20 protein-coding genes are annotated in these 26440 nt (G+C 73.0%); 8 read left to right on the top strand and 12 right to left on the bottom strand.

What is annotated here, in order from left to right:
* Window positions 1–197 precede the first annotated feature (197 nt).
* Window positions 198–1115, top strand: coding sequence for a hypothetical protein (locus tag GA0070603_RS25590; RefSeq protein WP_091322303.1), 918 nt, complete (start codon window positions 198–200; stop codon window positions 1113–1115).
* Window positions 1102–1863, top strand: a complete 762-nt coding sequence (locus GA0070603_RS25585; protein ID WP_091318833.1) for a class F sortase — start codon at window positions 1102–1104, stop codon at window positions 1861–1863. Before GA0070603_RS25590 ends, GA0070603_RS25585 begins: the two co-directional genes overlap by 14 nt.
* Window positions 1864–1923: 60 nt before the next feature.
* On the opposite strand, the gene GA0070603_RS25580 is transcribed toward GA0070603_RS25585, so the two are convergent.
* Complete coding sequence (locus tag GA0070603_RS25580) at window positions 1924–6990, bottom strand: NAD-glutamate dehydrogenase (protein ID WP_091318831.1); 5067 nt, start codon at window positions 6988–6990, stop codon at window positions 1924–1926.
* A 288-nt stretch (window positions 6991–7278) separates the two neighbouring features.
* Between GA0070603_RS25580 and GA0070603_RS25575 the strand changes: the two genes are divergently transcribed.
* Window positions 7279–9246, top strand: a complete 1968-nt coding sequence (locus GA0070603_RS25575; RefSeq protein ID WP_091318828.1) for a penicillin-binding transpeptidase domain-containing protein — start codon at window positions 7279–7281, stop codon at window positions 9244–9246.
* A 10-nt stretch (window positions 9247–9256) separates the two neighbouring features.
* Here GA0070603_RS25575 and GA0070603_RS25570 read toward each other — a convergent pair whose 3' ends face one another.
* The 9 genes from GA0070603_RS25570 to GA0070603_RS25530 form a co-directional block, all read right to left on the bottom strand.
* The gene (locus tag GA0070603_RS25570; protein WP_091318826.1) at window positions 9257–10396 is read right to left on the bottom strand and encodes an arginase family protein; all 1140 of its coding nucleotides are present in this window, start codon (window positions 10394–10396) and stop codon (window positions 9257–9259) included.
* A gap of 66 nt (window positions 10397–10462) precedes the next feature.
* On the bottom strand, window positions 10463–11383 hold the full coding sequence (locus GA0070603_RS25565) for a tetratricopeptide repeat protein (protein ID WP_091318824.1): 921 nt from the start codon (window positions 11381–11383) through the stop codon (window positions 10463–10465).
* Between the two features lie 115 nt (window positions 11384–11498).
* On the bottom strand, window positions 11499–13187 hold the full coding sequence (gene icmA / locus GA0070603_RS25560) for a coenzyme B12-dependent isobutyryl-CoA mutase large subunit (RefSeq protein ID WP_091318821.1): 1689 nt from the start codon (window positions 13185–13187) through the stop codon (window positions 11499–11501).
* A 95-nt stretch (window positions 13188–13282) separates the two neighbouring features.
* A complete protein-coding gene (locus tag GA0070603_RS25555) occupies window positions 13283–13696 on the bottom strand; it encodes an Asp23/Gls24 family envelope stress response protein (RefSeq protein WP_091318819.1) in 414 nt (137 codons plus the stop codon).
* Window positions 13697–13781: 85 nt separating this feature from the next.
* On the bottom strand, window positions 13782–14624 hold the full coding sequence (locus GA0070603_RS25550; RefSeq protein WP_091318817.1) for a hypothetical protein: 843 nt from the start codon (window positions 14622–14624) through the stop codon (window positions 13782–13784).
* Window positions 14625–14697: 73 nt separating this feature from the next.
* Entirely contained in the window at window positions 14698–15702 is a 1005-nt protein-coding gene (gene meaB, locus GA0070603_RS25545) for a methylmalonyl Co-A mutase-associated GTPase MeaB (RefSeq protein WP_091318814.1), read from the bottom strand.
* A 61-nt stretch (window positions 15703–15763) separates the two neighbouring features.
* Window positions 15764–16957 carry an acetyl-CoA C-acetyltransferase gene (locus GA0070603_RS25540; RefSeq protein ID WP_091318812.1) on the bottom strand — a complete coding sequence of 398 codons (1194 nt, stop codon included), beginning with the start codon at window positions 16955–16957 and terminating at the stop codon, window positions 15764–15766.
* Between the two features lie 152 nt (window positions 16958–17109).
* Complete coding sequence (locus GA0070603_RS25535; RefSeq protein ID WP_091318810.1) at window positions 17110–17433, bottom strand: hypothetical protein; 324 nt, start codon at window positions 17431–17433, stop codon at window positions 17110–17112.
* Window positions 17434–17463: 30 nt separating this feature from the next.
* A complete protein-coding gene (locus GA0070603_RS25530) occupies window positions 17464–17805 on the bottom strand; it encodes a hypothetical protein (RefSeq protein WP_139131931.1) in 342 nt (113 codons plus the stop codon).
* Between the two features lie 192 nt (window positions 17806–17997).
* Between GA0070603_RS25530 and mce the strand changes: the two genes are divergently transcribed.
* The 5 genes from mce to GA0070603_RS25505 all read left to right on the top strand — a co-directional run bounded on the left by mce (window position 17998) and on the right by GA0070603_RS25505 (window position 25254).
* Window positions 17998–18474 (top strand): methylmalonyl-CoA epimerase, encoded by a 477-nt coding sequence (mce, locus tag GA0070603_RS25525; protein WP_091318806.1) that lies wholly within the window; start codon window positions 17998–18000, stop codon window positions 18472–18474.
* Window positions 18475–18763: 289 nt separating this feature from the next.
* On the top strand, window positions 18764–20119 hold the full coding sequence (ccrA, locus tag GA0070603_RS25520) for a crotonyl-CoA carboxylase/reductase (protein WP_091322302.1): 1356 nt from the start codon (window positions 18764–18766) through the stop codon (window positions 20117–20119).
* Between the two features lie 243 nt (window positions 20120–20362).
* On the top strand, window positions 20363–21616 hold the full coding sequence (locus tag GA0070603_RS25515; protein ID WP_091318804.1) for a DivIVA domain-containing protein: 1254 nt from the start codon (window positions 20363–20365) through the stop codon (window positions 21614–21616).
* A gap of 171 nt (window positions 21617–21787) precedes the next feature.
* On the top strand, window positions 21788–23809 hold the full coding sequence (locus GA0070603_RS25510; protein WP_091318802.1) for a coiled-coil domain-containing protein: 2022 nt from the start codon (window positions 21788–21790) through the stop codon (window positions 23807–23809).
* A 350-nt stretch (window positions 23810–24159) separates the two neighbouring features.
* Complete coding sequence (locus GA0070603_RS25505; protein ID WP_091322301.1) at window positions 24160–25254, top strand: AI-2E family transporter; 1095 nt, start codon at window positions 24160–24162, stop codon at window positions 25252–25254.
* A gap of 4 nt (window positions 25255–25258) precedes the next feature.
* On the opposite strand, the gene GA0070603_RS25500 is transcribed toward GA0070603_RS25505, so the two are convergent.
* Window positions 25259–26068 carry an alpha/beta hydrolase gene (locus GA0070603_RS25500; protein ID WP_091318800.1) on the bottom strand — a complete coding sequence of 270 codons (810 nt, stop codon included), beginning with the start codon at window positions 26066–26068 and terminating at the stop codon, window positions 25259–25261.
* A gap of 66 nt (window positions 26069–26134) precedes the next feature.
* Window positions 26135–26422 carry an Rv1322 family protein gene (locus GA0070603_RS25495; protein ID WP_167544636.1) on the bottom strand — a complete coding sequence of 96 codons (288 nt, stop codon included), beginning with the start codon at window positions 26420–26422 and terminating at the stop codon, window positions 26135–26137.
* Window positions 26423–26440: the final 18 nt, after the last annotated feature.

Below are 26440 nucleotides of genomic sequence, written 5' to 3'. Positions count from 1 at the left end.
ACGGCGGCGGGTTCGTCGCGCCACGGTCCCACGGGTACGGCCCGGTCTCTAAAGGGGCTTAGCACCCGTATCGCTCCCAGAGCCAACAAACTCCTAAACACGAATCTTTCCCCGGATAAGTCGTGAACCGGTCTAACGTCGGTCGTAGCTCGACTGAAGGCGGGCTCAGGACAAAAAGGGATGGAGTGACGCAGGTCATGGCTAAGAAGATGCTCGGGAAGCTCGTCGCGGGTGCCGCTCTCGGTGGCGCGTCCCTGCTGCTGTTCTCGCCCGGGGCGGCGAACGCGGCCAGCGCGGACGCCGTCGCCAAGCCGCAGGTCAGCCTTCCCGGTACCTGCTCTGGGGAGCACGAGGACTGGGACCACAAGAACTGGGACCGCAAGGACTGGGACCGGAGCTACGAGGACCGCAAGGACCACGACCGCAAGGACGAGGACCGCAAGGGCCACGACGGCAAGGACCGGGACGGCAAGCACGACGACGGCAAGGACCGCGACGGCAAGGACTGGGACGGCAAGCACGACGACGGCAAGTACGACAACGGCGGGTACGACAACGGCGGCGGGTACGACAACGGCAAGGACCAGGGCGGCAAGCACGACGACGGCAAGGGCGAGGAGCGCAAGGACTGGCAGGGCAGCGACTCCTGGCAGCCGGGCGCCGACGGCCAGGGCGGCGGCCTCGTCGCCGACCAGCCCGGCGACGAGCGGGACCGCAAGGACCACGACGGCAAGGACGAGAACCGCAAGGACGAGAACGGCAAGAACGACGAGCGCAACGACCGGGACAACAAGGAGCACGACGCCAAGGACCGGGACCAGCGCGACGAGGACCGCAAGGACCACGACGGCAAGGACGTGGACCGCAAGGACTGGGACAACCGGAGCTGGGACGGCAAGGACGACGGCAAGGACCACGACGGCAAGGACCACGGCCGCAAGGACGAGGACCGCAAGGACTGCATGCCGCGTGGCCACGTCGACGGCGGTGACGGTGGCATGACCACCACCAGCCTGGACCGCAACATGGCCGCCAGCGGGGTGGGCGTCATCGGCGCCGCCGCCCTGGGCGGCATGATCCTGCTGCGCCGGCGTCGGGGCGATGACCTCGCCTGACCGGACGGCGACACGGGCCGGCGGCCGTCACGGGAAACCGTGGCGTGCCGCCGGCGCCGCTGTCGTCGTCCTGCTCGCCATGGTGGGCGCCGGCATGATCGGGGCGTCGGTGCGGACCGTGCCGCCGCCCCGCCCGCCCCAGCCGCTCGCCCAGGCCGGGCCCGCCGACCCGTCGCCGTCGCCGACCGCCATCCCGGGCCCCGGCGGCCGCGTCGCCGCGGAGACCGCCGACCAGGCGTCCGTCGACGGCCAGTCCCCGGTCACGGCGCACCCGGACCTCACCGCCGCCGGACTGCCCCGGTCGACCCCGACGACCATCTCGATCCCCCGGATCGGCGTGCACGCCGAGATCATGACCCTCGGCCTGAACCCGGACGGCACGGCGCAGGTGCCCCCGCTGGAGCAGGCCATGAAGGCGGGCTGGTACTCCCCCGGGCCCAGCCCCGGCGAGGAGGGCAACGCGGTGATCGTCGGCCACGTCGACTCCGCCAAGCTCGGGCCGGCCGTCTTCTTCAACCTCGGCGCGCTCCGGACGGGGGACACCATCTCGATCGCCCGGGAGGACGGCTCGTCCGTCACGTTCACGGTGACCGAGGTGAAGTCGTACCCGAAGACGGCCTTCCCCACCGAGTTGGTCTACGGCCCCTCCGCCACGCCCGGCCTGCGGGTGGTCACCTGCGGTGGGGCGTTCGACGAGAGCAGCCGCAGCTACGTCGACAACGTCATCGCGTTCGCCAGCATGGCGTGAAACGGCGCGGCCGGGTGGTCGGTCATCCCACCACCCGGCCGCGCCGGCGTTGGTACTTTGTCAGGCCGCCGCCGAGGTCCGCACCAGGGTGCGGATCTGCCGCAGCAGCACGGACAGGGCGGACAGGTCGGCGCGGGACTCGTCGAACTCCCCCATGGCCCGGTGCGCCCGGTGGATCGAGGTGGCGTTCGCCTGCTCCCACTCCTGCACCCGCTCGACCGGCGGGAGGCTGTCCGGGGTGGAGCCGAGGACCTCCGCGGTGAGCGCGGCCAACGCGGCGTACAGGTCGTAGCGCAGCGCCATCCGGGCCAGGGTCTGCCAGCGGTCCTCCCGCGGCAGCAGGGAGATCTTCGACAGCAGGGCGTCCACCCGGAACCGGTCGGAGAGGACGAAGTAGACCGAGGCCACCTCGCTCACGTCCCGGCCGGTCGACCGGGCGGTCTCCACCACGTCGAGCAGGCCGAAGCTGTACATCAGCCGGGTCGCCTGCTCGGCCAGGTCGCGGGGCAGCCCCTTGCCGGTCAGCGAGTCGATGTGGGCGGCGATCGCCTCCCGCTCGGTGCCGTAGAAGAGGTTCTCCAGCTCCGGCAGGAGCCGGGCCACCCCGTCCCGCAGCCGGGCGATCTCCCCCGGCACGTCGATCGGCGAGCGCCGGTTGGTGACCAGCCAGCGCACCGCGCGGTCGAGCAGCCGGCGGGTGTCCAGGTAGACGCTGGTCTGCAACTCGGGCGAGACCTTGTTGTCCAGCGCCTCGACCGCGTCCCACAGCTCGCGCAGTCGGAACACCTCGCGGACCACCACGTACGCCCGCAGCACGTCGGCCGCCGACGCGGCCGTCTCCTCGACGACCCGGAAGACGAACGTGATGCCGCCCCGGTTGATCGCCTCGTTGACCAGGACGGTGGTGACGATGTCGCGGCGCAGCCGGTGCCGGCCCATCCGGTCGGCGAACCGCTCCCGCAGCGGGGTCGGGAAGTAGTTGACCAGGACGTCGGTCGTCCACTCCTCGTCCGCCAGCCCCTCGCTGACGATCTCCCGCTCCAGCACGATCTTCACGTACGCCAGCAGCACCGCGAACTCCGGCGCGGTCAGCCCGCTCTCGCCGCGTACCGCCAGCTCCTCGTCCGACGGCAGCGCCTCCAGCGCACGGTCGAGCTGACCGGCCCGCTCCAGCTCGCTGATCATCCGGCGGTGCACCGGGAGCAGCGAGGCGGCCTGGGCCTGGGCGTTGTTCAGCGCCCGGGCCTGGTCGTAGTTGTCCCGCAGCACCAGCTCGGCGACCTCGTCGGTCATCTGGGCCAGCAGCTCGTCGCGGTCCGGCATGTCCAGCGCGCCGTCGGCGACCGCCGTGTTCAGCAGGATCTTGATGTTCACCTCGTGGTCGGAGCAGTCCACCCCGGCCGCGTTGTCGATGAAGTCGGTGTAGATCCGGCCGCCGGCCGCCGCGTACTCGATCCGGCCCTGCTGGGTCCAGCCCAGGTTGCCGCCCTCGCCGGCCACCCGGCAGCGCAGGCTCTTGCCGTCCACGCGGATGGCGTCGTTGGACTTGTCCCCGACCTCGGCGTTGGTCTGCGTCGACGCCTTCACGTAGGTGCCGATGCCGCCGTTCCAGAACAGGTCCACCGGCGCGGTGAGGATCGCCTTCATCAGCTCCTGCGGGCTGAGCTGGGTGACGTCGTCGTCGAGGCCGAGCACCGCGCGCACCTGCGGCGAGACCGGCACCGACTTGGCGGTACGCGGGTAGATGCCGCCGCCGGCCGAGATCAGCTCGGGGTTGTAGTCCTGCCAGGACGACCGGGGCAGGTCGAACAGCCGCTTCCGCTCGTCCCACGAGGTGGCCGCGTCCGGGTCCGGGTCCAGGAAGATGTGCCGGTGGTCGAAGGCGGCCACCAGCCGGATGTGCTTGGACAGCAGCATCCCGTTGCCGAACACGTCGCCGGACATGTCGCCGACGCCGACCACTGTGAAGTCCTGGGTCTGGGTGTCGTGCCCCAGTTCCCGGAAGTGCCGCTTCACCGACTCCCAGGCGCCCCGGGCCGTGATGCCCATCTTCTTGTGGTCGTAGCCGGCCGAGCCGCCGGAGGCGAAGGCGTCGCCCAGCCAGAAGTTGTGCGCGGCGGAGATCTCGTTGGCGATGTCGGAGAAGGTCGCGGTGCCCTTGTCCGCCGCCACCACCAGGTACGGGTCGTCGGCGTCGTGCCGGACCACGTCCTCCGGCGGCACGATCTCACCGCTGGCGATGTTGTCGGTGACGTCGAGCAGCGCGCCGACGAACTCCTTGTAGCAGGCCACCGCCTCGTCCCGGTCGCCCGGCTTCTGCTTCAGCACGAAGCCGCCCTTGGCGCCCACCGGCACGATCACGGCGTTCTTCACCATCTGCGCCTTGACCAGGCCGAGCACCTCGGTGCGGAAGTCCTCACGCCGGTCGGACCAGCGCAGGCCGCCCCGGGCCACCGGCCCGAACCGCAGGTGCACGCCCTCGAACCGGGGCGAGTAGACGAAGATCTCGAACTTGGGCCGCGGCGCCGGCAGCTCCGGGATCGCCTGCGGGTCCAGCTTGAACGCGACGTACGACTTGGGCCGCCCGCCGACCGGCTTCTGGTAGAAGCTGGTGCGCAGGGTGGCCTGGATCAACGTCAGGTAGGAGCGCAGGATCCGGTCCTGGTCGAGGCTGGCCACGTCGTCCAGGGCCTCGCCGATCGCCGAGACCAGCTCGCCGCTGCGCTGCCGCCGCTCGTCCAGGGTGGACGCGCCCGGTGCGAACCGGGTCTCGAAGAGCTCCACCAGCAGCGAGGCGATCTTCGGGTACGCGATGAAGGTCTGCTCCATGTACTCCTGCGAGAACACGGTGCCGGCCTGCCGCAGGTACTTCGCGTACGCCCGCAGCACCACCACCTGCCGCCAGGTGAGCCCGGCCCGGAGCACCAGCTCGTTGAAGCCGTCCACCTCGGCCTCGCCCCGCCAGGCGGCGGCGAAGGCGTTCTCCACGTGCGGGCGGACCTCGGCCAGCTCCTGGTGCGCCTCGGGCAGTTGCAGCCCGAAGTCGTAGAGCCAGATCCGGCCGTCGACGCGCTCCACCTCGTACGGGTGCTCGTCGACCACCCGGACGCCGAGCGAGTGCAGCACCGGCAGCACGGCGGAGAGCATCATCGGCTCGCCGTACCGGTAGACCTTGAACCGGACGTCCATGGTCTCGTCGACCTCGACGGCCCGGCCGGCCCCGTTCGTGCGCCCGGCGAGCTGCTTGCGGAACAGGTGCATCTCGAGCTGGCCGGACTCCTCCAGCAGCTCCAGCTTGGCCAGGTCCTTCATCGCCTCGTACGGCGTGTGCCCGTCCTTGTAGCCCTCCGGGAAGGCGTCGGCGTACCGGGCGAACAGGTGCTTGGCCTGCTCGTCGCCGAGCTTGCGCTCCAGGACCAGCCGGTAGTCGTCGTCCCAGAGGCGGGTCGCGTCGGCCAGCTCCTCGGCGAGCAGGTCGGCGTCGATGTCGCCGGGCGGGTTGTTCGGGTCGGTCCGGACGATGAAGTGCACCCGGGCCAGCATCGACTCGGTCACCCGGGTGGTGTAGTCCACCCCGACGCCGTTCAGCTCGCGCAGCAGGATGTCCTGCATGCGCAGCCTGTTCTGTGTGGTGAACCGGTCCCGCGGCAGGTAGATCAGGCAGGAGATGAACCGCCCGTACGCGTCCCGCCGCAGGAAGACCCGCAGCTGCCGACGGCCGGCCATCCGGAGCACGCCGATCACGGCGTGGTAGAGGTCGTCCGTCTTGATCTGGAACAGCTCGTCGCGGGGATAGGTCTCCAGGATCTGGAGCAGGTCCTTGCCGGAGTGGCTGCGCAGGCTCAGGCCCGAGCGGTCGAGCACCTCGGCGACCTTGCGCCGGACCACCGGCAGCTCCTGCACGCTGGTCCGGTACGCCGCCGTGGAGAACAGGCCCAGGAAGCGCCGCTCCCCGACCACCTCGCCGGAGTCGTTGAAGATCTTGAAGCCGATGTAGTCGAGGTAGGCCGACCGGTGCACGGTGGCCCGCGAGTTGGCCTTGGTGATGATGAGCAGGCGCTTCTCCAGCACCTTCTCGTGCGCCTCGGGGGTCATCGAGTTCAGCGACCGCGCCTCGGGCGAGTCGGAGCGCAGGATGCCCAGCCCGGTGCCGAGGACGGCCTCCAGGGCCTGGCCGCCGTCCGCGCCGTCGGTGTCGACCAGCCGGTACTCCCGGTAGCCGAGGAAGGTGAAGTGGTCGTGCGCCAGCCAGCGCAGCAGCTCCACCGAGTCGGTGATGTCCTTCTCCGGCACCGGCGGGCGGTTGTCCGACGTGCGCGCCGACGCCAGCTCGTCGGCCAGCGCCAGGGCGCGCTGCCGCATCTTGGGCCAGTCCTCGACGGCCTCCCGCACGTCGGTGAGGACCCGCTGGAGCTCCCGGCGCAGCTTCTCCCGCTCGGCCGCGTCACGGACCGGGTCGATCTCGATCCGCATCCAGCTCTCGACCAGGTCGCCGGCGATCGCGTCGTCCGGCTCCACGTCCGCGGAGACCTCGGTCAGCCGGCCCAGCGGCTCGCGCCGCACCACGACCAGCGGGTGCACCAGCAGGTGCACGTCGAGGTGGTGCGAGTTCAGCAGCGCGGTCACCGAGTCGACCAGGAACGGCATGTCGTCGGTGACGATCTCGATCACGGTGTGGTGCTGCTCGGCGTCCGGCTCGTGGATGCGCAGCTTCAGCTCGCCCGGTACCCGCTGCTGGGCGAGGTCCCGGTGGGCCCGGGCCGCGTCGAGCATCTCCTCGGCGGTGAAGCCGATCAGCTCCTCGTCCGGCGCGAACCGCCAGAAGCGGCCCACCAGGGTGGCCGCGTCGTGGTCGTCCCCGGCCAGCGCGACCGCCTGGGCGACCAGGCGCTCCGCGTTGGGTACCGGCTCGTCCAGCTCGGCATCCTCGGTCTCGTCGCCCAGTGCCTGCGCGGGCAGGCCCAGGTCGTAGAGGGTGTCGATGCTGGAACCGGTCATCCCGGTCACTCCTGTGTCGAGACGGCCGAAACCGTCCCCGTCGGTCGCCGAATCGAAGCTGTCATCGTCCCGGCTGGTGTCAGCCTGCCGGAGGTCGGGTCCCGGTTTGATCGCCGGACGCCGGTCCATCGGTGCCACTCCCCTCGACCCACCGCGTTGTGGGTCACTCTGCCGCCCAGCCTAGGCCCTGCCGCTGTGCCCCTTTGTCGGCGGACCACCGGCCGGACGTCCGGATCGGGACTCTGTCCTTTCACCCGTTGCGGGTACGTGGTCGGCCGGTCGCGGAGTACCCGGACTGGCGATGTTCATCACACTGCCACAGGGCGATCTTTGCCTGCGCAAGGGCCGTGCCGGGGCCGTGGGGAGCCGCGCGTCGTACTAGCGTGCAGGGCAGTCTCAAACCGGAGGGACTCCTTCATGCTCCTGTCGTACCCCGTCCGCCCCCGCCTCTCCCCTCGCCGCCGGGTCCTCGCGGCGCTCGCCGCCACCGTGCTGGCGGCGGGCGCGTTGACCGGATGCTCGGGCGAGGACGGGCCGGAGCAGAGCGTCGACGCCTTCCTGAAGGGCTGGCGCTCCGGCGACCTCCAGGCGGTCGGCTTCATCGACCCGGCCGGCGCCAAGGTGGCCGCGACCGAGGTGACCAAGGAGCTCCGGTCCTTCGCCGGCGAGCTGGCCGACACCCCGCCGAAGCTCGAGCGCACCGGCGACGTGAAGGTCGAGGGCGACATCGCCACCGCGCGGGTCAGGCTCACCTGGCCGCTGCCGGGCGGCACCACCTGGACCTACGAGAATCCGGTACGCCTCCGGCACGGCGCCGACGACCAGTGGCAGGTCATCTGGGAGCCGACCGTCGTGCACGAGAAGCTGGAGCCCGGCGACCGGTTCGCGCTGCGCCGGGAGGCCGCGCCCCGGGCCGGCGTGCTGGATTCCGCCGGCGCACCGCTCGTGGCGCCCCGCCCGGTGGTCCGGGTGCAGGTCACCCCCGGCGAGGTCACCGACGTGAAGGCCCTGGTCCGGAAGCTCGACGCCGCGTTCAAGGCGATCCGGCCCGCGCTCACCCCGCCGGTCGACCTCGCCGACCTGCCCCAGCGCCTGAAGGAGGCGGACCGGGGCGCGCTGGTCGAGGTGGTGACCCTGCGCGACGAGGCGTACCGCCAGATCAAGCCCCGGATCTACGACCTGCCCGGCACCCGGTTCCAGTCCGACCAGCTCTTCCTGGCCCCGACCCGCGAGTTCGCCCGGGCCCTGCTCGGCTCGGTCGACCCGGCCCAGGCCGACGACCTCAAGGCCCACCCCGACAAGTACGTCCGGGGCGACCTCGTCGGCCACGGCGGCCTCCAGGGCCGCTACGACGACCGGCTGCGCGGCGCCCCGGGGATCACCGTGATCACGCAGCACCCGGCGCCCGACGGCACCAGCACGCCCACCGGGGTCGAGGTGTTCCGCGGCGAGCCGAAGGCCGGCCAGCCGGTGAAGACCACCCTCGACGTGGCCACCCAGAACGCCGCCGACGCGGCGCTGCGCGGCCAGACCCGACGCTCCGCCCTGGTGGCCCTCCGGATCAGCGACGGCGCGGTGCTTGCCGCCGCCAACGGCCCCGGCGCGGCCGGCGAGAACCTGGCCTTCACCGCCCAGGTGCCGCCCGGCTCGACGTTCAAGATGGTCAGCGCGCTCGCCCTGCTCGACAAGGGCGCGGTGACCCCGGAAGCGACGGTGCGCTGCCCGAAGACGTTCGAGGTCGACGGCCGCTCGTTCAAGAACTCCGACAACTTCGAGCTGGGCGACGTCCCGTTCACCACCGACTTCGCGAAGTCCTGCAACACCGCCTTCACCGCCCTGGCCCCCAGGCTCGGCCCCGACGGGCTGGCGCAGGCCGGCCGCACGCTCGGCCTGGAGAGCGAGTGGGACCTGGGCGCCGACGCCTTCACCGGCAAGGTCTCCGCCAACGGCTCGGCCACCGAGCAGGCCGCCGCCGCGATCGGTCAGGGCACGACAGTGGTCAGCCCGCTCGCCATGGCCGGCGCCACCGCCGCCGTGGCCCGCGGCCACTGGGATCAGCCCAGGCTGCTGCTCGACCCCGCCCCGGCGAAGCCCGCCCCGGCCGGCCCGGCCCTCAGGGCGGAGTCGGTGACGGCGGTGAAGACGATGATGCGCGCGGTGGTCACCGGCGGCACGGGCGCCGCGCTGGCCGACGTCCCCGGCGAGCCGGTGTACGGCAAGACCGGCACCGCCGAGTACGACAACAACCCGGCGCACACCCACGCGTGGTTCGTCGGCTGGCAGGGCGACGTGGCGTTCGCGGTCTTCGTCGAGCAGGGCGGGTCGAGCACGACGAGCGCGGTCCCGATCGCGGAGCGGTTCCTGCGCGGCCTCGCGGCCCGCTGACCGGCGCCGGTCAGGCGATGTCGGCACCCGGTCGGGTCGCGTCCGGCTCCGCCTCGTCCGCCTCTGCCTCGTCCGGCTCCTCCGTCGGGGCCGGGCCGATCGGCTCCACCGCCACGGCCGGCGCCGGGACCGCCGCCGGGCCGGGCAGCACGTCGCGGGCGGGCGGCCGGCCGTTGCCGGGGCGGGGCGCCGGCGCGACCGGGCCGGCCGGCAGCAGCCGGGGCGGCATGGCGCCGGGTGCGGCGACCGGGGCGAGCCCGGCCACCACGGTGTTGACGATCTCGGCGGCGTACGACCCGTCGGGGTCGTAGTCGGGGTCGAAGACGGTCAGCTCGACGCCGAGGCAGTGCGGGGTGTCCACCAGGCCGGCGAGCAGGATCTCCAGCTCGGCGAAGGCGATCCCGCCCGGGTCGGGCGCGTCCACCGCGGGCATCACCGCCGGGTCGAGCACGTCCACGTCGATGTGCACCCAGTAGCCGGCGCAGTCGGCCAACTGCTCGTGCGCCCACTGGGCGGTGCGGGCCGCCCCCTCGGCGCGCAGGGCCGGCACGGGTCGCGTGGTGATGCCGGCGGCCTGGAGGTCGAGCCGGTACTCGTCCTGCGCCCGGATGCCGAGCACCACCACGTCGATGTCCCGGAAGTAGGGGCGCCGCCCCTCGATGGCGGCCAGGTCGGCCTGCCCCCGGCCGGTGACCAGGGCCAGGTCCTCCCCCGCGGCCGCGCCCACGTACGAGGCGTTGCCGGGGTGCCGGAAGTCGGAGTGGCCGTCGACGAAGACCAGCCCGACCCGCCCGCCGACCGCCTCGCCGAGCCGGTGCATGGCCAGCGCCGAGCCGAGCAGCACCGAGCAGTCCCCGCCGAGCACCAGCGGGAACTCGCCCCGGTCGATGATCGCGCCGATCCGGTCGGCAAGCGCCACCGAGTAGCCGGAGATCTCCCGGGCGTGGCAGACCCCGTCGCCGGGGCGCCAGTCACCGGGGTCGTACCGGGGCGGGGTGAGGCAGCCGGCGTCGCGGGCCCGCAGCCGGGCGAGCAGGCCGTGGTCGCGCAGCGCGCCGGGCGCCTTGGCGCAGCCCGGGACGGAGGTGGACGTGGGTGGGCGCAGGCCGAGGTTCGTCGGCGCGTCGAGGACGGCGATCCGGCGCATCATGGGCTCCCGTCCTCGGTGGTCGGGCGGGCCGGCCGGTACGCCGGCCCGCGCTGGCGTGCGGTGAACTCAGAACAGGGCGCTGGCCAGGGCCCGTCGGGCGGACGCCACGGCGGGGTCGTCCGGGCCGGCGATGGTGAACAGCGACACCAGGTGCTGGCGGACCTTCTCCCGGTCGTCGCCGAAGGTGCGGCGGACCAGGCCGACGAGGCGGGCGTACGCCTGCTCGGCGAGGCCGCTGAGCACCTCGATGTCGGCGGCGAGGAGCTGCGCCTCGATGTCGTCGGGGGCCTGCTCGGCGGCGGCGAGCGCGGCGCGCGGGTCGGCGCCGGCCACCCGCCGGGCCACCCCGACCTGGGCCAGGCCGGCCTCGGCCGCGGCGTCCGCCGGGCTCTCGGCCAGGATCTTCCGGTACGCCGCCTCGGCCGCCTCCAGGTCGCCGGACATCAGCGCGTCGTCGGCCTCGATCAGCCGCGGGTCCTCCGGCTCGGCTACGGTGACGCCACCGGCCTTGAGGATGGCCTGGATCCACTGGCGGAGCTGCGCCTCCGGCACCACGCCGGAGAAGGCGTCGATCGGCTGGCCGCCGACCACCGCGTAGACCATGGGGATGCCCTGGACCCGGAACATCTGGGCGAGCCGCGGGTTGGCGTCGACGTCGACCCTGGCGAGCACCCAGGCGCCCTCGCCCTCGGCGGCCAGGCGCTCCAGCACCGGCGAGAGCTGCTTGCAGGGCTCGCACCACTCGGCCCAGAAGTCCACGACCACGGGCGTGGTCAGCGACCGTTCCAACACCTCGGACTGGAAGGTCGCCTCGGTCACGTCGATGACGGCCACGCCACCACCCGCCGGCGGGCCGCCGGGTACGCCGGCCGGGGGGCCGGCCTGGCTCGGGGTGGTGGGACGGGAGGGTTCCGGGGTGCCGCGCAACGCGCTGAGGTCGACCGCGCCGCGGGTGAAGATCGACGAGGTGATCCGTGGGTCGCTCATGGTTATCTAGTCTCGCACGTGTCCCGCGGAACTCAGATCAACCGCGACGGCGACAGTTGCAACTCTCACGCCTGGTCGGCGCGGGTGCCGGGACGGCCGGCACCCGCGCGATCGATCAGAACCGGGCGGGCTCGCGGTAGACGCCCCACTCGGCACGCAGCGCGTCGCAGATCTCGCCCAGGGTGGCCTCGGCCCGGACCGCGTCCAGCATGGCCGGGATCATGTTCTCGCCGGTCCGGCTGACCTCGACCATCCGCTGCACGGCGGCCTTGACCGCGGCGTCGTCGCGGCCCGCCTTGCGCTCGGCGAGCACCCGGCGCTGCTCCAGCTCGACCTCGTGCGAGATGCGCAGGATCTCCAGGTCCTTGGCGACGGTGCCGGTGTGGCAGTTGACCCCGACGATCCGCTTGTCGCCCTTCTCCAGCGCCTGCTGGTAGACGAAGGCCGACTCGGCGATGTGGCCGGTGAACCAGCCGTCCTCGATGCCGCGCAGGATGCCCGAGGTCATGGGGCCGATCTGGTGCGGCCCCTCGCCACCGAGCTGCCGGATCCGGGCGAAGATCTCCTCCGCCTCGGCCTCGATCTTGTCGGTGAGCGCCTCGACGTACCAGGAGCCGCCGAGCGGGTCGGCGACGTTGACGACCCCGGTCTCCTCCATGAGCACCTGCTGGGTGCGCAGGGCGATCTCGGCCGACTCGTCGGTGGGCAGGGCCAGGGTCTCGTCGAGGGCGTTCGTGTGCAGCGAGTTGGTGCCGCCGAGCACGGCGGCCAGGGCCTCCACGGCGGTCCGCACCACGTTGTTGACCGGCTGCTGGGCGGTGAGAGACACCCCGGCGGTCTGGGTGTGGAACCGCAGCCACTGGGCCTTCTCGCTGGTGGCGCCGTAGACGTCGCGCAGCCAGCGGGCCCAGATCCGGCGGGCGGCCCGGAACTTGGCGATCTCCTCGAAGAAGTCCACGTGGGAGTCGAAGAAGAAGCTCAGGCCCGGGGCGAAGACGTTGACGTCCAGCCCCCGCGATAGCCCCAGCTCGACGTAGCCGAACCCGTCGGCCAGGGTGTACGCCAGCTCCTGCGCGGCGGTCGAGCCGGCCTCGCGGATGTGGTAGCCGGAGACCGAGAGCGGCTTGTACCGCGGGATCTCCCGGGCGCAGTACTCCATGAGGTCGCCGATGAGGCGCAGGTGCGGCTCCGGGTCGAAGAGCCACTCCTTCTGCGCGATGTACTCCTTGAAGATGTCCGTCTGGAGCGTGCCGTCCAGAGTGGACAGGTCGGCGCCCTGCCGCTCGGCGGCCACCAGGTACATGCAGAAGACCGGCACGGCCGGACCGGAGATGGTCATCGAGGTGGTCACGCCGGCCAGGTCGATGCCGTCGAAGAGCACCTCCATGTCGGCGGCCGAGTCGACCGCCACGCCGCAGTGGCCGACCTCGCCGAGCGACTGCGGGTCGTCGGAGTCACGGCCCATCAGGGTCGGCATGTCGAAGGCGACGGAGAGACCGCCACCACCGGCCCCGAGGATCATCTTGTAGCGCTCGTTGGTCTGCTGGGCGTTGCCGAACCCGGCGAACTGCCGGATGGTCCAGGTCCGCCCGCGGTAGCCGGTCGGGTACAAACCCCGGGTGTACGGGAACTCGCCCGGCCAGCCGATCCGCTCGAAGCCCGGGTACGGCACCCCCTCGGGCGGGCCGTACACCGGGTCCACGGTCATCCCGGAGAGCGTGGTGAAGTCCGCGTCGCGCTTGCGGGCGGCGTCGTAGCGGGCCTGCCAGCGGGCCCGACCGGCGGCGATCTCGTCGGCGTCCATGCGCGGAGCTCCTCCTCGAGTCCAGGGGTCAGACCGAGTGTAGAACGCCAGCCTGAACGATCGCTAAGGAAGTGCGTACCGGCCGGTAACCCGGGTCAGGCCGAGGGCGCCACCGGCCCGCCCAGCGCCACGTCGTCGACCCGGATGTTGATCTCGTCGACCCGCAGCCCGTACGCCTCGACCGCCGAGGTCACCGCGACCCGCACCGCGTCGGTCACCTCGGGCACCGGCCGGCCGCCGCCGATCACGATGACCAGGTTGACCACGGCCGCGCCGTCGGTGACATGCGCCGAGCAGCCGCGCCGGGCGTCGCCGACCTGGTCCAGCCCGACCCGGTCCAGCACGGCGTTGAAGAAGCGGGCCACGTCGCCCCCGAGCTCGGCCACCCCGGGCACCGACTTCGCGGCGGCCACCGCGATCTTCTCCACCACCTCGTCGGAGACGTGCGTCGCACCGCCCGCCACCGCGTTCGGGGTCACCGTCAGCTCCTGGGTCGCCTCGTCAGCCATGCCCTACCCGCCCACGTCTCCGGCCCCACGACCGTCGCCGGGCCGGTGCGAGCGTACTAGCCGGCCGGGATCCGGAGTGGACCCCTCAGGCCCGGGTACGCCCCTCGGCGATCCGGCGTACCGCCTCCGGGGTGGCCAGCTCGCCCCGCAGCTCGGGACGGGCCAGGTAGAAGGCCAGCGCGGACAGCACGGCCTCCCGGTCGGCGGCCAGCCAGTAGGTGCGCACGACCAGGAAGGGCAGGAACCGCAGCTCCCCCGTGTCGAACCGGCCCGTGTACCGGCGCAGCACGCTCTGCGGCGACGGCTCCGCCTTCACCACCAGCACCGTCGTGCCGAGCCTCCGCGCCTCCACCGCGTGCACGGCCACCCACGGCACGGAGTAGAAGGTGGTCAGCCCCGCGTGCGCGATCCCGGCCGGGGAGAGCAGCAGGCCGCCGGGGGCGTGGCGGACCATCACCACGACGTACCAGCCGAGCAGCACTGCCGCACCGGCCAGGACGACCGCGATCACGCGGCTGAGGGCGCCGCCCCGGACCCCCAGCGCCACGGCGAAGCCGAGCAGGGCGACGGCGCAGCTCACGACCACCGCGCCGAACAGGACGTAGGTGACGGTCGAGTAGGCGAAGCGCACCGCACGGCCGCCACCGCCCGGCGACGGCACCAGGGTCGTCCCGGCGCCGGAGCCCCGCGACGAGGCCGCGACGAGGAACGCGGCCAGGGACCCGAAGAGAAGGAGCAGGAAGGCCCCACCCACGATCAGCGGCCCGTCGCCGTCCGCGATTCCGCCGCTCAGCCCGACGAGGCCGCAGACCGCCAGCACGACGAAGAGGGCCAGGCCCGGCAGTGCCGACACCGGCAGCCGCCGGCCACCCCAGCCGGCGGAGACGGGTGCCCGGTCCGGCCCCGCGGGAGCCTCGTCCGCCGCCATGCGCCACCCCCCCGCCTCCGGGCCGTCGGTGGCACTGTGCCCTTGGCGGCAGCCGGTCGAAACCCGCCGGCGGTCAGGCGCCCAACTGCTCCAGCAGTTCCGTGGCGGCGGCGTACGGGTCGATGGCGCCCTCGGCCACCTTCGCCGCGAGGGTCGGCAGCTGCGTACCGTCGCGCAGGGAGCCGATCCGGTCCCGCAGGGTGCCCAGCGCGATGGCCTCGATCTCGGCGGCGGCCCGCGCCTCCCGGCGGCGGCGCAGCTCGCCGTGGCGCTCCAGCCAGTCGCGGTGCTTGTCGATCGCGGCGGCGATGTCGTCGATGCCCTCGCCGCGCGCGGCGATCGAGCGGACCACCTGCGGCCGCCACTCCCCCGGGCCTCGCTCGCCCAGGGCGATCATGCCCTGGATGTCGCGCACGGTGGCGTCGGCGCCGTCCCGGTCGGCCTTGTTGACCACGAAGACGTCGGCGATCTCCAGGATGCCGGCCTTCACGGCCTGGATGGCGTCGCCCATGCCCGGGGCCAGCAGCACCAGCGTGGTGTCGGCCAGGGAGGCCACCTCGACCTCGGCCTGGCCGACGCCGACGGTCTCCACCAGCACCACGTCGCAGCCGGCGCCCTCCAGCACCCGCACCGCCTGCGGCGTGGCCGCGGAGAGCCCGCCGAGGTGGCCCCGGCTGGACATCGAGCGGATGTAGACGCCGGGGTCGGTGGCGTGGTCCTGCATCCGGACCCGGTCACCGAGGATCGCCCCGCCGGTGAACGGGCTGGACGGGTCGATGGCCAGCACGCCCACCCGGTGGCCGCGCGCCCGCAGCGCCCGGACCAGCTCGTTCGTGGTGGTCGACTTGCCCACGCCCGGCGAGCCGGTCAGGCCGACCACCTGGGCGTGCCCGGCGTAGGGGGCGAGGGCCGCCGCGACCTGCGGCAGCACCTCGTCGCCGGACTCGACAAGGGTGATCAGCCGGGCCACCGCGCGGGGGTCGCCCGCGCGGGCCCGCTCGACAAGCAGGGGTACGTCCCGGCTGCGGCGCACCGAGCCGGTGGCCGCCGCCGGGACGTTCTGGACATCGTCGGTCACGGTGCTGCCTTCGCTCGCGGCTGCGGGGCTCGGAGACCCGGCTCACTCCTCGCGCTCACGGTCAGCTCTCGGCGCCGTTCGGGACGTGGATGATCAGCGCGTCGCCCTGGCCGCCGCCGCCGCAGAGCGCGGCCGCGCCGGTGCCGCCGCCCCGCCGCTTGAGCTCCAGCGCCAGCGTGAGCACCAGCCGGGCGCCGGACATGCCGATCGGGTGGCCGAGCGCGATGGCGCCGCCGTTGACGTTCACCTTGTCGGTGCTGACGCCGAGGTCCCGCGCGGACTGGATGCCGACCTGGGCGAACGCCTCGTTGATCTCGATGAGGTCGAGGTCGGAGACGGCCAGGCCGGCCTTCTTCAGCGCGTGGTTGATGGCGTTGGACGGCTGCGAGTGCAGGGAGTTGTCCGGGCCGGCCACGTTGCCGTGGGCGCCGATCTCGGCCAGCCAGGTGAGCCCCAGCTCCTTGGCCTTGGCCTTGCTCATGACGACCACCGCGGCGGCGCCGTCGGAGATCGGCGAGGAGCTGCCGGCCGTGATGGTGCCGTCCTTGGTGAACGCGGGGCGGAGCTTGCCCAGCGACTCCGCGGTGGTGTCCGGACGGATGCCCTCGTCCTCGCTGATCACCAGCGGGTCGCCCTTGCGCTGCGGGATGATCACCGGGGTGATCTCGTCGGCGAAGTGGCCGTTCTTCTGGGCGGCGGCGGCGCGCTGGTGGCTGGCCGCGGCGAACGCGTCCTGCTCCTCGCGGGTGATGCCGTGCTTCGCCCCGAGGCGCTCGGTGGACTCGCCCATCGAGCAGCAGTCCCAGGCGTCGGTGAGGCCGTCCAGGGCCATGTGGTCCTTGACCGTCACGTCGCCGTACTTGTAGCCGGAGCGCTGGCCGAGCAGCAGGTGCGGGGCGTTGGTCATGGACTCCATGCCGCCGGCCACCACGATGTCGAACTCGCCGGCCCGGATGAGCTGGTCGGCCAGGGCGATGGCGTCCAGGCCGGAGAGGCAGACCTTGTTGATGGTCAGCGCCGGGGTGGACATGGGGATGCCCGCCTCGACGGCGGCCTGGCGGGCCGGGATCTGGCCCGCGCCGGCCTGGAGCACCTGGCCCATGATCACGTACTGGACCTGGTCCGGGGCCACGCCGGCGCGCTCCAGCGCCGCCTTGATCGCGACGCCGCCGAGCTTCGTCGCGGGGAGGTCCTTGAGGTTGCCCAGCAGGCGCCCCATCGGGGTCCGCGCGCCGCTGACGATCACCGAAGCCATGCCTGCCTCCGAGGGGGTGCCGACCTGTAACGCCTTAACGATTGTTAGGACGCACCATATCTGCCGGGAACCGCGACCGTACGGTGACCCCGAGCACGTCCGCAACGCGTTCCAGGTCACGACGGTCGATGGCTGACCGCCGGGCCGCGCGGTCAGCCCTGGTGCGGGCGGCGCCGGCGCGGCGGCACCGGGCCCCGGGGCGACGACGCCGACGGGTGGGTCCCCTGCGCGGCCACCTCGATCCGCGGGGTGCGGTCCGGCGGGAGGTGCTCCCGCGCGGCGACCACCACCACGTCGACGGTGCCGTCGAGCATCATCTGCCGGACCTCGTCCCACGGTGCGGTGGTGACGATCCCGAGGAGGTCGTAGCGGCATCGCCTCGTGTGGTCCAGGCAGGCCATGAGGTGGGGTTCGATCGGGTCGACGTGGGCGGGGATCCAGATGGCGGCGACGGGGCGTGACAGGGAACTCACCATCGGTACTCTTCACCGGGTGCAAGTTGCAGATCAACCTTGCTCCGTCCGGGTTCGCATATGCCGAACGATCGATGGACTGAGCTGACCGCCGTGCGGCGACCGGAGGTGGTCGTCGAGGCGGCTCTCCACCCCGTCGAGACGGCTCTCGATCCGCCGCAACCGCTCCGGCACCCCCGCGACGGCGTCGTGGCCCGGTCTCGCGGGCACCCCGTACCAGTCCTGCCGGAACTCCTCGTTCTGCCGGGCCAGCCGGCGCAGCGGCCGGCTCACCGTCACGGCCAGGGTCAGCGCGCTCAGCATCGCGCCCAGCACGACGCCGGCCGCCGCCCACTGCTCCAGCGTCATGCCGACCGCTCCTCTGCTGCTGTTCATGCCGGTTCGATGGTCCTCGCCACCCTGCTCGGCGGGCATCGTCCGTGCAGCACGACGATCGCGGCGCGGCCGGCGCCGGCTCGGGTGTACGGCGGAGGCCCGCCCGAGGACCTCGTTCGGGGTGGCCCGTTAGGAGGAGGCGTGAGATTGCCGACCTGTACGCCTGAACGATTGTTCGGCCAGACTGGCGCCATGGCTGAGAACTCCCCCGTCGAGCCCGCTGCCGACCACGCCACCGACATCGGCCTGCGCCGCATCGACCACGTCGGGATCGCCGTGGCGGACCTGGACGCCGCGATCGACTTCTACGAGCGCACCTTCGGCATGCGCTGCGTGCACACCGAGACCAACGAGGAGCAGGGCGTACGCGAGGCGATGCTGGCCGTCGGGCCGACCGCCGAGGGCGGCTGCGTGCAACTGCTCGCCCCGCTGTCGCCGTCCTCGACGATCGCCAAGTTCCTGGACCGCAACGGGCCGGGCGTGCAGCAGGTCGCGTACACGGTGACCGACATCGACGCGGCCTGCGCGGCGCTGCGCGAGCGCGGCGTCCGGCTGCTCTACGAGAAGCCGAAGCGGGGCACCGCCGACTCGCGGATCAACTTCGTCCACCCGAAGGACGCCGGCGGCGTCCTTGTCGAACTGGTCGAGCCCGCCGCCACCGGTCACTGAGCTGCGCCAAGGGGTCCCGGCGTGACGGCCGGGGCCCCTTCCTACTTCCTGGGACACGGCGCGGCACTGCGCGTTTTCACGTTCCCACGGACAGCTCCACGCATCGGTGGATGCAGTTTTTCACAGAGGACTTCCGGCCCTAGCTACCGTTCAGTAACGTCCCGCCCCACAGGAGTGCGACCGGTGCCGGATGTGTCGATTGCCGACATGGCGGTCCCGTCGCACCGGCGCCGACGATGGCAGCACCCCTGCCCGCCCGGTGCGGGTGCGCAACGAACGGGAGGTCACCGTGCAGGACATCCTTGAAGCGATCATGGCGGCGGAGGGCTCCGCTCAGCCGGAGCGGGAACTCGCCGGCCTCGCCGGCCTGCCGGTACCGGAGAGCTACCGGGGCGTGGTGGTCCGCGCCGAGGACACCCGCATGTTCGACGGCATGGCCACCCGGGACAAGGACCCGCGCAAGGCGCTGCACGTCCAGGAGGTGCCCACCCCCGAGCTGGGCCCCGGCGAGGCGCTCGTCGCGGTGATGGCCAGCGCCATCAACTACAACACCGTGTGGACCAGCATCTTCGAGCCGCTGCCCACCTTCAAGTTCCTCCAGCGCTACGGCCGGCTCTCCGAGCTGACCCGCCGGCACGACCTGCCGTACCACGTGGTCGGGTCGGACGCGGCCGGCGTGGTGCTGCGGACCGGGCCCGGGGTGACCCGCTGGAAGGCGGGCGACGAGGTGGTCGCGCACTGCCTCTCGGTGGAGCTGGAGGACGCCGCCGGCCACGACGACACCATGCTCGACCCGCAGCAGCGGATCTGGGGCTTCGAGACCAACTTCGGCGGCCTGGCCGAGCTGGCCGTGGTCAAGGCCAACCAGCTCATGCCGAAGCCGCGCCACCTGAGCTGGGAGGAGGCGGCCAGCCCGGGGCTGGTCAACTCCACGGCGTACCGGCAGCTCGTGTCCCACCACGGGGCGAACATGAAGCAGGGCGACGTGGTGCTGATCTGGGGCGCCTCCGGCGGCCTCGGCGGCTACGCCACCCAGATGGCGCTGAACGGCGGGGCCATCCCGGTCTGCGTGGTCTCCTCGCCGGAGAAGGCCGAGCTGTGCCGGAAGATGGGCGCCGAGCTGGTCATCGACCGGACCGCCGAGGGCTTCCGGTTCTGGAAGGACGAGGAGACCCAGGACCAGGACGAGTGGCGCCGGTTCGGGGAGCGGATCCGCGAGCTGACCGGCGGCGAGGACCCGGACATCGTCTTCGAGCACCCCGGCCGGGAGACCTTCGGCGCCAGCGTCTACGTCGCCAAGAAGGGCGGCACCATCGTCACCTGCGCCTCCACGAGCGGCTTCCTGCACCAGTACGACAACCGCTACCTGTGGATGCACCTCAAGCGGATCGTCGGCAGCCACTTCGCCAACTACCACGAGGCCTGGCAGGCCAACCGCCTCGTGGCGCTGGGCAAGGTGCACCCGACCGTGTCGAAGACCTACCCGCTGGAGCAGACCGGCCAGGCCGCGTACGAGGTGCACCGCAACGCGCACCAGGGCAAGGTCGGCGTGCGCTGCCTGGCGCCCGCCGACGGTCTCGGCGTCCGGGACACCGCGCTGCGCGCCCGGCACGAAACCGCGATCAACCGGTTCCGCGGGCACTGAGAGCCGCATTGCCTTTCGGGTAAGCCGGAACACCATTCGATTGCTGTCCGACAAAGGGCCGCGGGCACCCGCCCGCGGCCCTTTTCGCGCCCTCCACTCGGGGTCGCCCGACCCGCCCGGGACCTGCCAAGATCGCCGGTTGGTCCGGTCCCGTCGCGCGGTCGAAGTTGACCATGTAAACAGGACACGAAAGGTCCGGACCGCTCTTGCGAAGCACCCTGGGGCGTCTGCGAGTATGTCCCAATGCCCCAGCAGCAGTCCCCTCTTGCGTTCTTCGATAACGCGAACTCACAGCCCGATTTCACCGTTGGCCTGCGCGGTTACAACACCAACCAGGTCGACGACTTCATCGGCCGGCTGACCGCCGCCCTGAGCCAGTCCGAGCAGGCCCGGGCCGAGGCCGAGCAGCGGATGAACGACGCGCAGCGCCGGCTGCGCCAAGCCGAGCAGCGCCAGGGCGCGCTCGAGCAGAAGCTCACCGAGACCAACAAGCAGCTCGAGGAGAACAGCCGGCCGACCCTCTCCGGCCTGGGCACCCGCGTCGAGCAGATCCTCCGGCTGGCCGAGGAGCAGGCCAACGACCACCGCAACGAGGCCAAGCGCGAGTCGGAGGGCATCCTCTCCGCCGCCCGCCTCGAGGCGCGGGAGATCACCGACAAGGCGCGCGCCGAGGCGGCCGCCATGAAGGCCACCGCCGAGCGCGAGGCCGGCAGCGTCCGCACCGCCGCCGAGCGGGAGGCCGCCGAGGTGCGCGTGCAGGCCCGCCGCGAGGCGGACACCCTGCGCGCCGACGCCGACCGGGAGACCAAGCAGCTGCGCACGGTCACCGCCCACGAGGTGGCCGAGCTGAAGTCGACCGTGGAGCGCGAGGTCGCCACCCTGCGCGCCACCGCCGAGCGGGAGATCACCCAGCAGCGGGCGAAGGCCGCCCGGGAGGCCGAGGAGAAGCGGGCCGAGGCCACCAAGCTCCTCACCGACGCGCGGGACAAGCGCGACAAGGACCTCCAGGCCCTGGAGCTCCAGCTCGCCGAGCGGCGCGAGAAGGCCGAGCGCGAGGAGTCCGAGCGGCACGCCGCCCAGGTCGCGCAGACCCAGAAGCTGGTCAGCGAGGCCGAGCAGCGCGCCCGTGCCGCCCAGGAGCGGGCCAAGGAGATCGAGCAGCGGGCCGAGGCCCGCCGGGTCGAGTCCGAGCGCACCGCCACCGACACGGTGGAGAAGGCCAAGGCACTGGCCGAGAAGACGGTCTCCGAGGCGCGGGCCGAGGCCCAGCGCCTGCTCAGCGAGGCCCGCACCGAGGCCGAGCTGACCACCCAGGCGGCCCGCCGCGAGGTCGAGGACCTCACCCGGCAGAAGGACGCCGTCACCTCGCAGCTCGGGCAGATGCTCTCCGGTCTCGCCGGCATCGTGCCGGGCGTGCCGGCGGCGGGCGCCAACAAGCCGGAGGCGCCCAAGGCCGGCGGCTCCGAGCAGAAGGTCACGGCCGAGTCGGCCGGCTGAACAACCACCCGCAGACGGGGCATGAGCCGCGGCGCGGGGTGACACCGGGTGACCGGTGCCGCCCCGCGCCGTCACGCTTTCCCGGCCGTTTCGCCTGTTCAGTGAAGTGCACCTCCCAACCGGGGCGTCCGTATCGCCCCAGCAGGGCCGGATGCGTGTGAGGATGGGGGCATGTCGCACGGCGAGGAACTGTTCGCCCTCGGCGGGGACGTGACCACGGAGCCCAGCTTCGAGTCCGCTCTGCGGGGGTACGACAAACGACAGGTCGACCGCTACGTCGCTCGTGCGGAGCACGAGATCTCGGCGCTGACAACCGAGCGGGAACAGGCGTACACCCAGATCCACAAGCTGGCCGGCCAGGTCGAGGTGCTGCAACGCGACCTCGCCCAGGTGCGCAAGCAGGTGGGCGTGGTGGACCGGGCCTCGTTCCGGCACCTCGGTCCGCGGGTCGAGCAGATCCTCGTCATGGCCGAGGAGCAGGCCGACGAGATCCTGGCCGCCGCCAACGAGGAGATCGAGGCCCGGCGCGCGGCCGCCGAGCACATCATCGAGGAGGCCCGCGAGCAGGCCGCCCAGGCCCTCAAGGACTTCGAGATCGCCCTCGCCGCCCGCCGGGCCGAGGAGGAGCGGCACACGGCCGCCCGCAAGGCCGAGGCGGAGTCCACTCTCAAGGCCGCCCGCGACGAGGCCGAGAAGCTGCGGAAGAACGCCCAGGACGCGCTGGCCACGGCGCAGCGGGAGGCCACCCAGCTCCGGGACACCGCCAAGGAGATCCACGCCCGCGCCCAGCAGGAGTCCAGCCGGCTGCGCGAGACGGCCAAGGAGGCGCTGGCCAAGGCCCAGCAGGAGGCCACCCAGCTGCGCGAGGCGGCCAAGGAGGTGCACGCCAAGGCCCAGCAGGAGGCCAAGCGGCTCACCGACTCCGCCGCCGAGGCCGGCCGGGCCACCCACGCCAAGGCGCTCGCCGAGGCCAAGAAGATCGTCGACGACGCGGAAGAGGCCGCGAAGGTCACCCGCGGGCGGGCCCGCACCGAGGCCAACCGGCTCACCACCGAGGCCGCCGAGGCGGGCCAGCGCAACCGCGCCGAGGTCGAGGCGTACGTGCAGCGGATGCGCAGCGAGACCGAGGCGTACGTCCAGCAGGCCCGGGCCCAGACCCAGCAGGAGCTGGGCGCCTGGCGGGCCGGCGTGGAGAAGGAGGTCAACGCCCGGCGCGAGACGGCGGACAAGGAGCTGGCCCAGCGCCGGGCCACCGCCGAGCAGGAGTTCGCCAAGCGCCGCGACGAGCTGGACAGGCAGCACACCAAGCGGCAGGACGAGCTGGAGAAGGCGTACACGGCCCGACGGGCGGAGATCGAGCAGGGCGCCGCGGAGCTGCGGCAGGCCGCCGAGCAGGACGCGCTCACCATGCGCCGTCGGGCCGAGGAGGAGGCCGCCGAGCTGCTGCGCCGGGCCGAGGCGGACGCCGGCGACAAGCGCCGCAAGGCCGACGAGCACGTGGCCGCGTCGCGCCGGCAGTTCGAGGAGTACGCGGCCACCACCCAGCAGCACCTGGCCACCACCCAGCAGCACCTCGCCGCCACCCAGCAGGAGGTGGCCGCGGGCCGGCAGCAGCTCGCCCAGGTGATGCTGGAGATCGCCAACGCCCAGCAGGAACTCGCCGACCTGCGCACCGAGACCTGGAAGTCCCGGCAGGAGTCCGACGACCTCCAGCGCCGGATCGCCGAACTGCGCGCCGAGGCCGGACCGGCCGGCCTCGCCGCCACCCCCGTCGACCCGGCCGAACTGGCCGGCGCGGCCGGCGGGGAGGCGGGTGGCGCACGGTCCGGCGACACGCCGGCGGGTGACCGGGCCCCGAAGGGTGACCGGGCTCCGGTGTCCGTCGACGCCAAGGGGACCGCGACGGTCTCGCCCAACGGCGCGGCCCCCGCAGCGGCCGCGGAGGCCGGCGAGCCGGCGGCGGACACCGCGAAGGCCCGGCCGGTCGCCGAGCCGGTGACCACCGTGGACGGTGCCGGCGCCAGCGCCGGCGTGGACGGCGAGCCGACCGTGGCCGCCGTGCCCGGTGAGGGCGGCCGGGGCGCCACCCCCACGAAGATCACCAGCACCGGCGAGAACGGCAAGCGCCCGACCAAGCCGACCACCGACGAGCGCAGCGCCAAGCCGAGCACCGTCACCGTCGAGAAGGACTGACCCGCCGCCCGGCACGGGGTGCCGGGAAGTCGCGGAGGGATGGTCGGAGCGGGCGTCTACCGCTAGCCTGCGGGCAGAAGGGCTGCGCCGTCGAGGACCCGTCCGGTCCTCACGGTCCGCCGCAGGGGCGCTCCGCCAAGCCGGAGCGGGGAGCCGGGGAGGCACGGGTGTCGCAGGAGGGATCCGCCGCCCCGGACGACGACCCGCTCGACGCGTTGCGCCCCGAACCCGATCCTCACGACGCGGACGCCACCTCCCGCCGCACCGGCGCCCAGGGGCCGACCGGCAACGCGGGACGGGCCGAGAGCACGGGACCGGTCGGCGGCGGCGAACCGGGTGGCGAGCCCGCGCTGGCCGAGGTCGGCGTGGAGACCGAGCCGACCGAGTTCGAGCCGAGCGGGCGGTTCGGCGTCCCGGGCCGGCCGCTGCGGCGCAGCAGCTTCCTGGTCGGCTTCACGGGGGCGCTCGGCGTGCTGCTGGCGTACGCGGTCTTCCTGGGCGTGCGGAACTCGGCCGGCATCCTGGTGCTCGTCGTGATCGCGCTCTTCCTCGCCGTCGGCCTGCACCCCGCCGTTGTGCGGTTGCGGCGCTGGGGGCTGCCGCACGGGCTCGCCGTGGCCGTGGTGACGCTGACCGTGCTGCTGCTGATCGTCGGCGGGCTGCTCGCCCTGGTGCCGCCCGTGGTGACCCAGTCCGGCCAGTTCATCGAGCACCTTCCCGGCTACGTCGACGACCTGCGCCGCAACCCCACTGTCAACGACCTCGTCGAGCGCTACGACGTGATGCGGCGCGTCCAGTCGGCGGCGAACGCGGACACCATCGGCCGAGCCCTCGGCGGCGTGCTCGGCGGGGCGCAGCTCATCTTCGGCACCATCTTCCGGGCACTGACCGTGCTGGTGCTGACGATCTACTTCCTGGCCTACTTCAACAAGCTGCGCGACCTCGGGTACGCGCTGGTGCCCCGGTCCCGCCGGGAGCGGGTACGCCTCATCGGTGACGAGATCCTCACCCGGGTCGGCGCGTACATGGTGGGGGCGCTGACCATCGCGGTGCTGGCCGGGGCGAGCACCTTCGTGTTCGCCCTGGTGGTCGGTCTGCCGTACCCCTTCGCCCTGGCCGTGGTGGTCGCGGTGACCGACCTGATCCCGCAGATCGGTGCGACCCTGGGCGCCGTGGTGGTGACCCTGGTCGGCCTCGCCACCGACCTGCCGGTCGGCATCGCCTGCCTGGGCTTCTTCCTGGTCTACCAGCAGGTGGAGAACTACCTGATCTACCCGAAGATCATGCGGCGGGCGGTCTCGGTCAACGAGGTGGCGGCGCTGCTCGCCGCCCTGCTCGGGGTGTCGCTGCTGGGCGTGGTCGGCGCGCTGATCGCCATCCCCACGGTGGCCGCGCTCCAGCTCATCCTGCGCGAGGTGGTGCTGCCCCGGCAGGAGTCCCGCTGACGCCTCAACCGGCGCGGCGCTGCTCCGGCCCGGCCACCGGGGTGTCGGCGAAGGCGGCCACGGTCCGGTCGGCGTACGCGCTCGCGTCGCCGGTCTCCATGGGGCCGTCCCAGGTGGTCGGCAGCGGGACCGGCACGGCCGGGTTCACCCGGCTGACGATCTCGTTGAGCACCGTCTCCGCGTCGCCGACCCAGAGGTGCTTGGCGCCGGGCACCCCGACCACCTCGGCCTGCGGCACCGCGGCGAAGCGCTGCCGGGCCTCCTCGGGGCGCAGGTAGTCGTCGAACTCGGGAACCAGGGCGGTGAGCGGCCGGCCGGACTCCGCCCAGACGGTCAGGTCCTCGGGCTGGGAGAAGCGCAGCGGCGGGGAGAGCAGGATGGCCCCGGCCACCGCCGGGTCGCAGCCGTACTTGAGCACCAGGTCGGTGCCGAAGGACCAGCCGACCAGCCAGATGTTCGGCAGCTCGTGGAACTCGGCGTACTCGATGGCGGCGGCCACGTCGAAGCGCTCGCCGACCGCGGCGTCGAAGGTCCCCTCGCTCGTGCCGCGGACGCTGCTGGTGCCCCGGGTGTTGAAGCGGAGCACGGCCAGGTCGGCCAGCGCCGGCAGCCGCCAGGCCGCCTTGCGGAACACGTGGCTGTCCATCATCCCGCCGTGGGTGGGCAGCGGGTGCAGGCAGACCAGGGTGCCGACCGGCTCCCGGTCCAGCGGCCGGGCCAGCTCGCCGACCAGCGTCAGCCCGTCGGCGGTGTGCAGCTCGATGTCCTCCCGGCGGCCGGGCAGGATCGACGACGCACGGATCCGTGTGCTCACGGTCCCAGTCTCCCGCGCCGCCGCCCGCGCCGCCCGCCGGGGCGGAAACAGCGTGATCCAGGTCGCTCAGCCGTGGCGGGGGGCGCCGCGGCCGCGCTGGAGGTTCGGCCCGCGCCGGTCCCGGGCCCGCCAGCAGCCGCTGTGCCAGTGCCGGCGGTCGGTCAGGTCACCCCGGTCGTCGGCCGGCCAGGCCACCACGTGCGCCACCCCGGGGCGGATCTCCTGGTCGCAGCCGGGGCACCGGTACGTCTTGACCGACGCCCCGCCGGTGATCCCGCGGACCTGCCAGTCGCCGTCGCGCCACTGCTGGACGGTCGGCACGCCCTGGCGCGCCCGCTCGGAGTCCAGGTGGATGGTGTCGTCCCGGCGGGG

It is taken from the genome of Micromonospora chersina (assembly GCF_900091475.1).
GTDB classification, from domain to species: Bacteria; Actinomycetota; Actinomycetes; order Mycobacteriales; family Micromonosporaceae; genus Micromonospora; species Micromonospora chersina.
The sequence above is the reverse complement of the archived record's forward strand: the minus strand, read 5'-3'. Positions and strand labels throughout refer to the sequence as shown.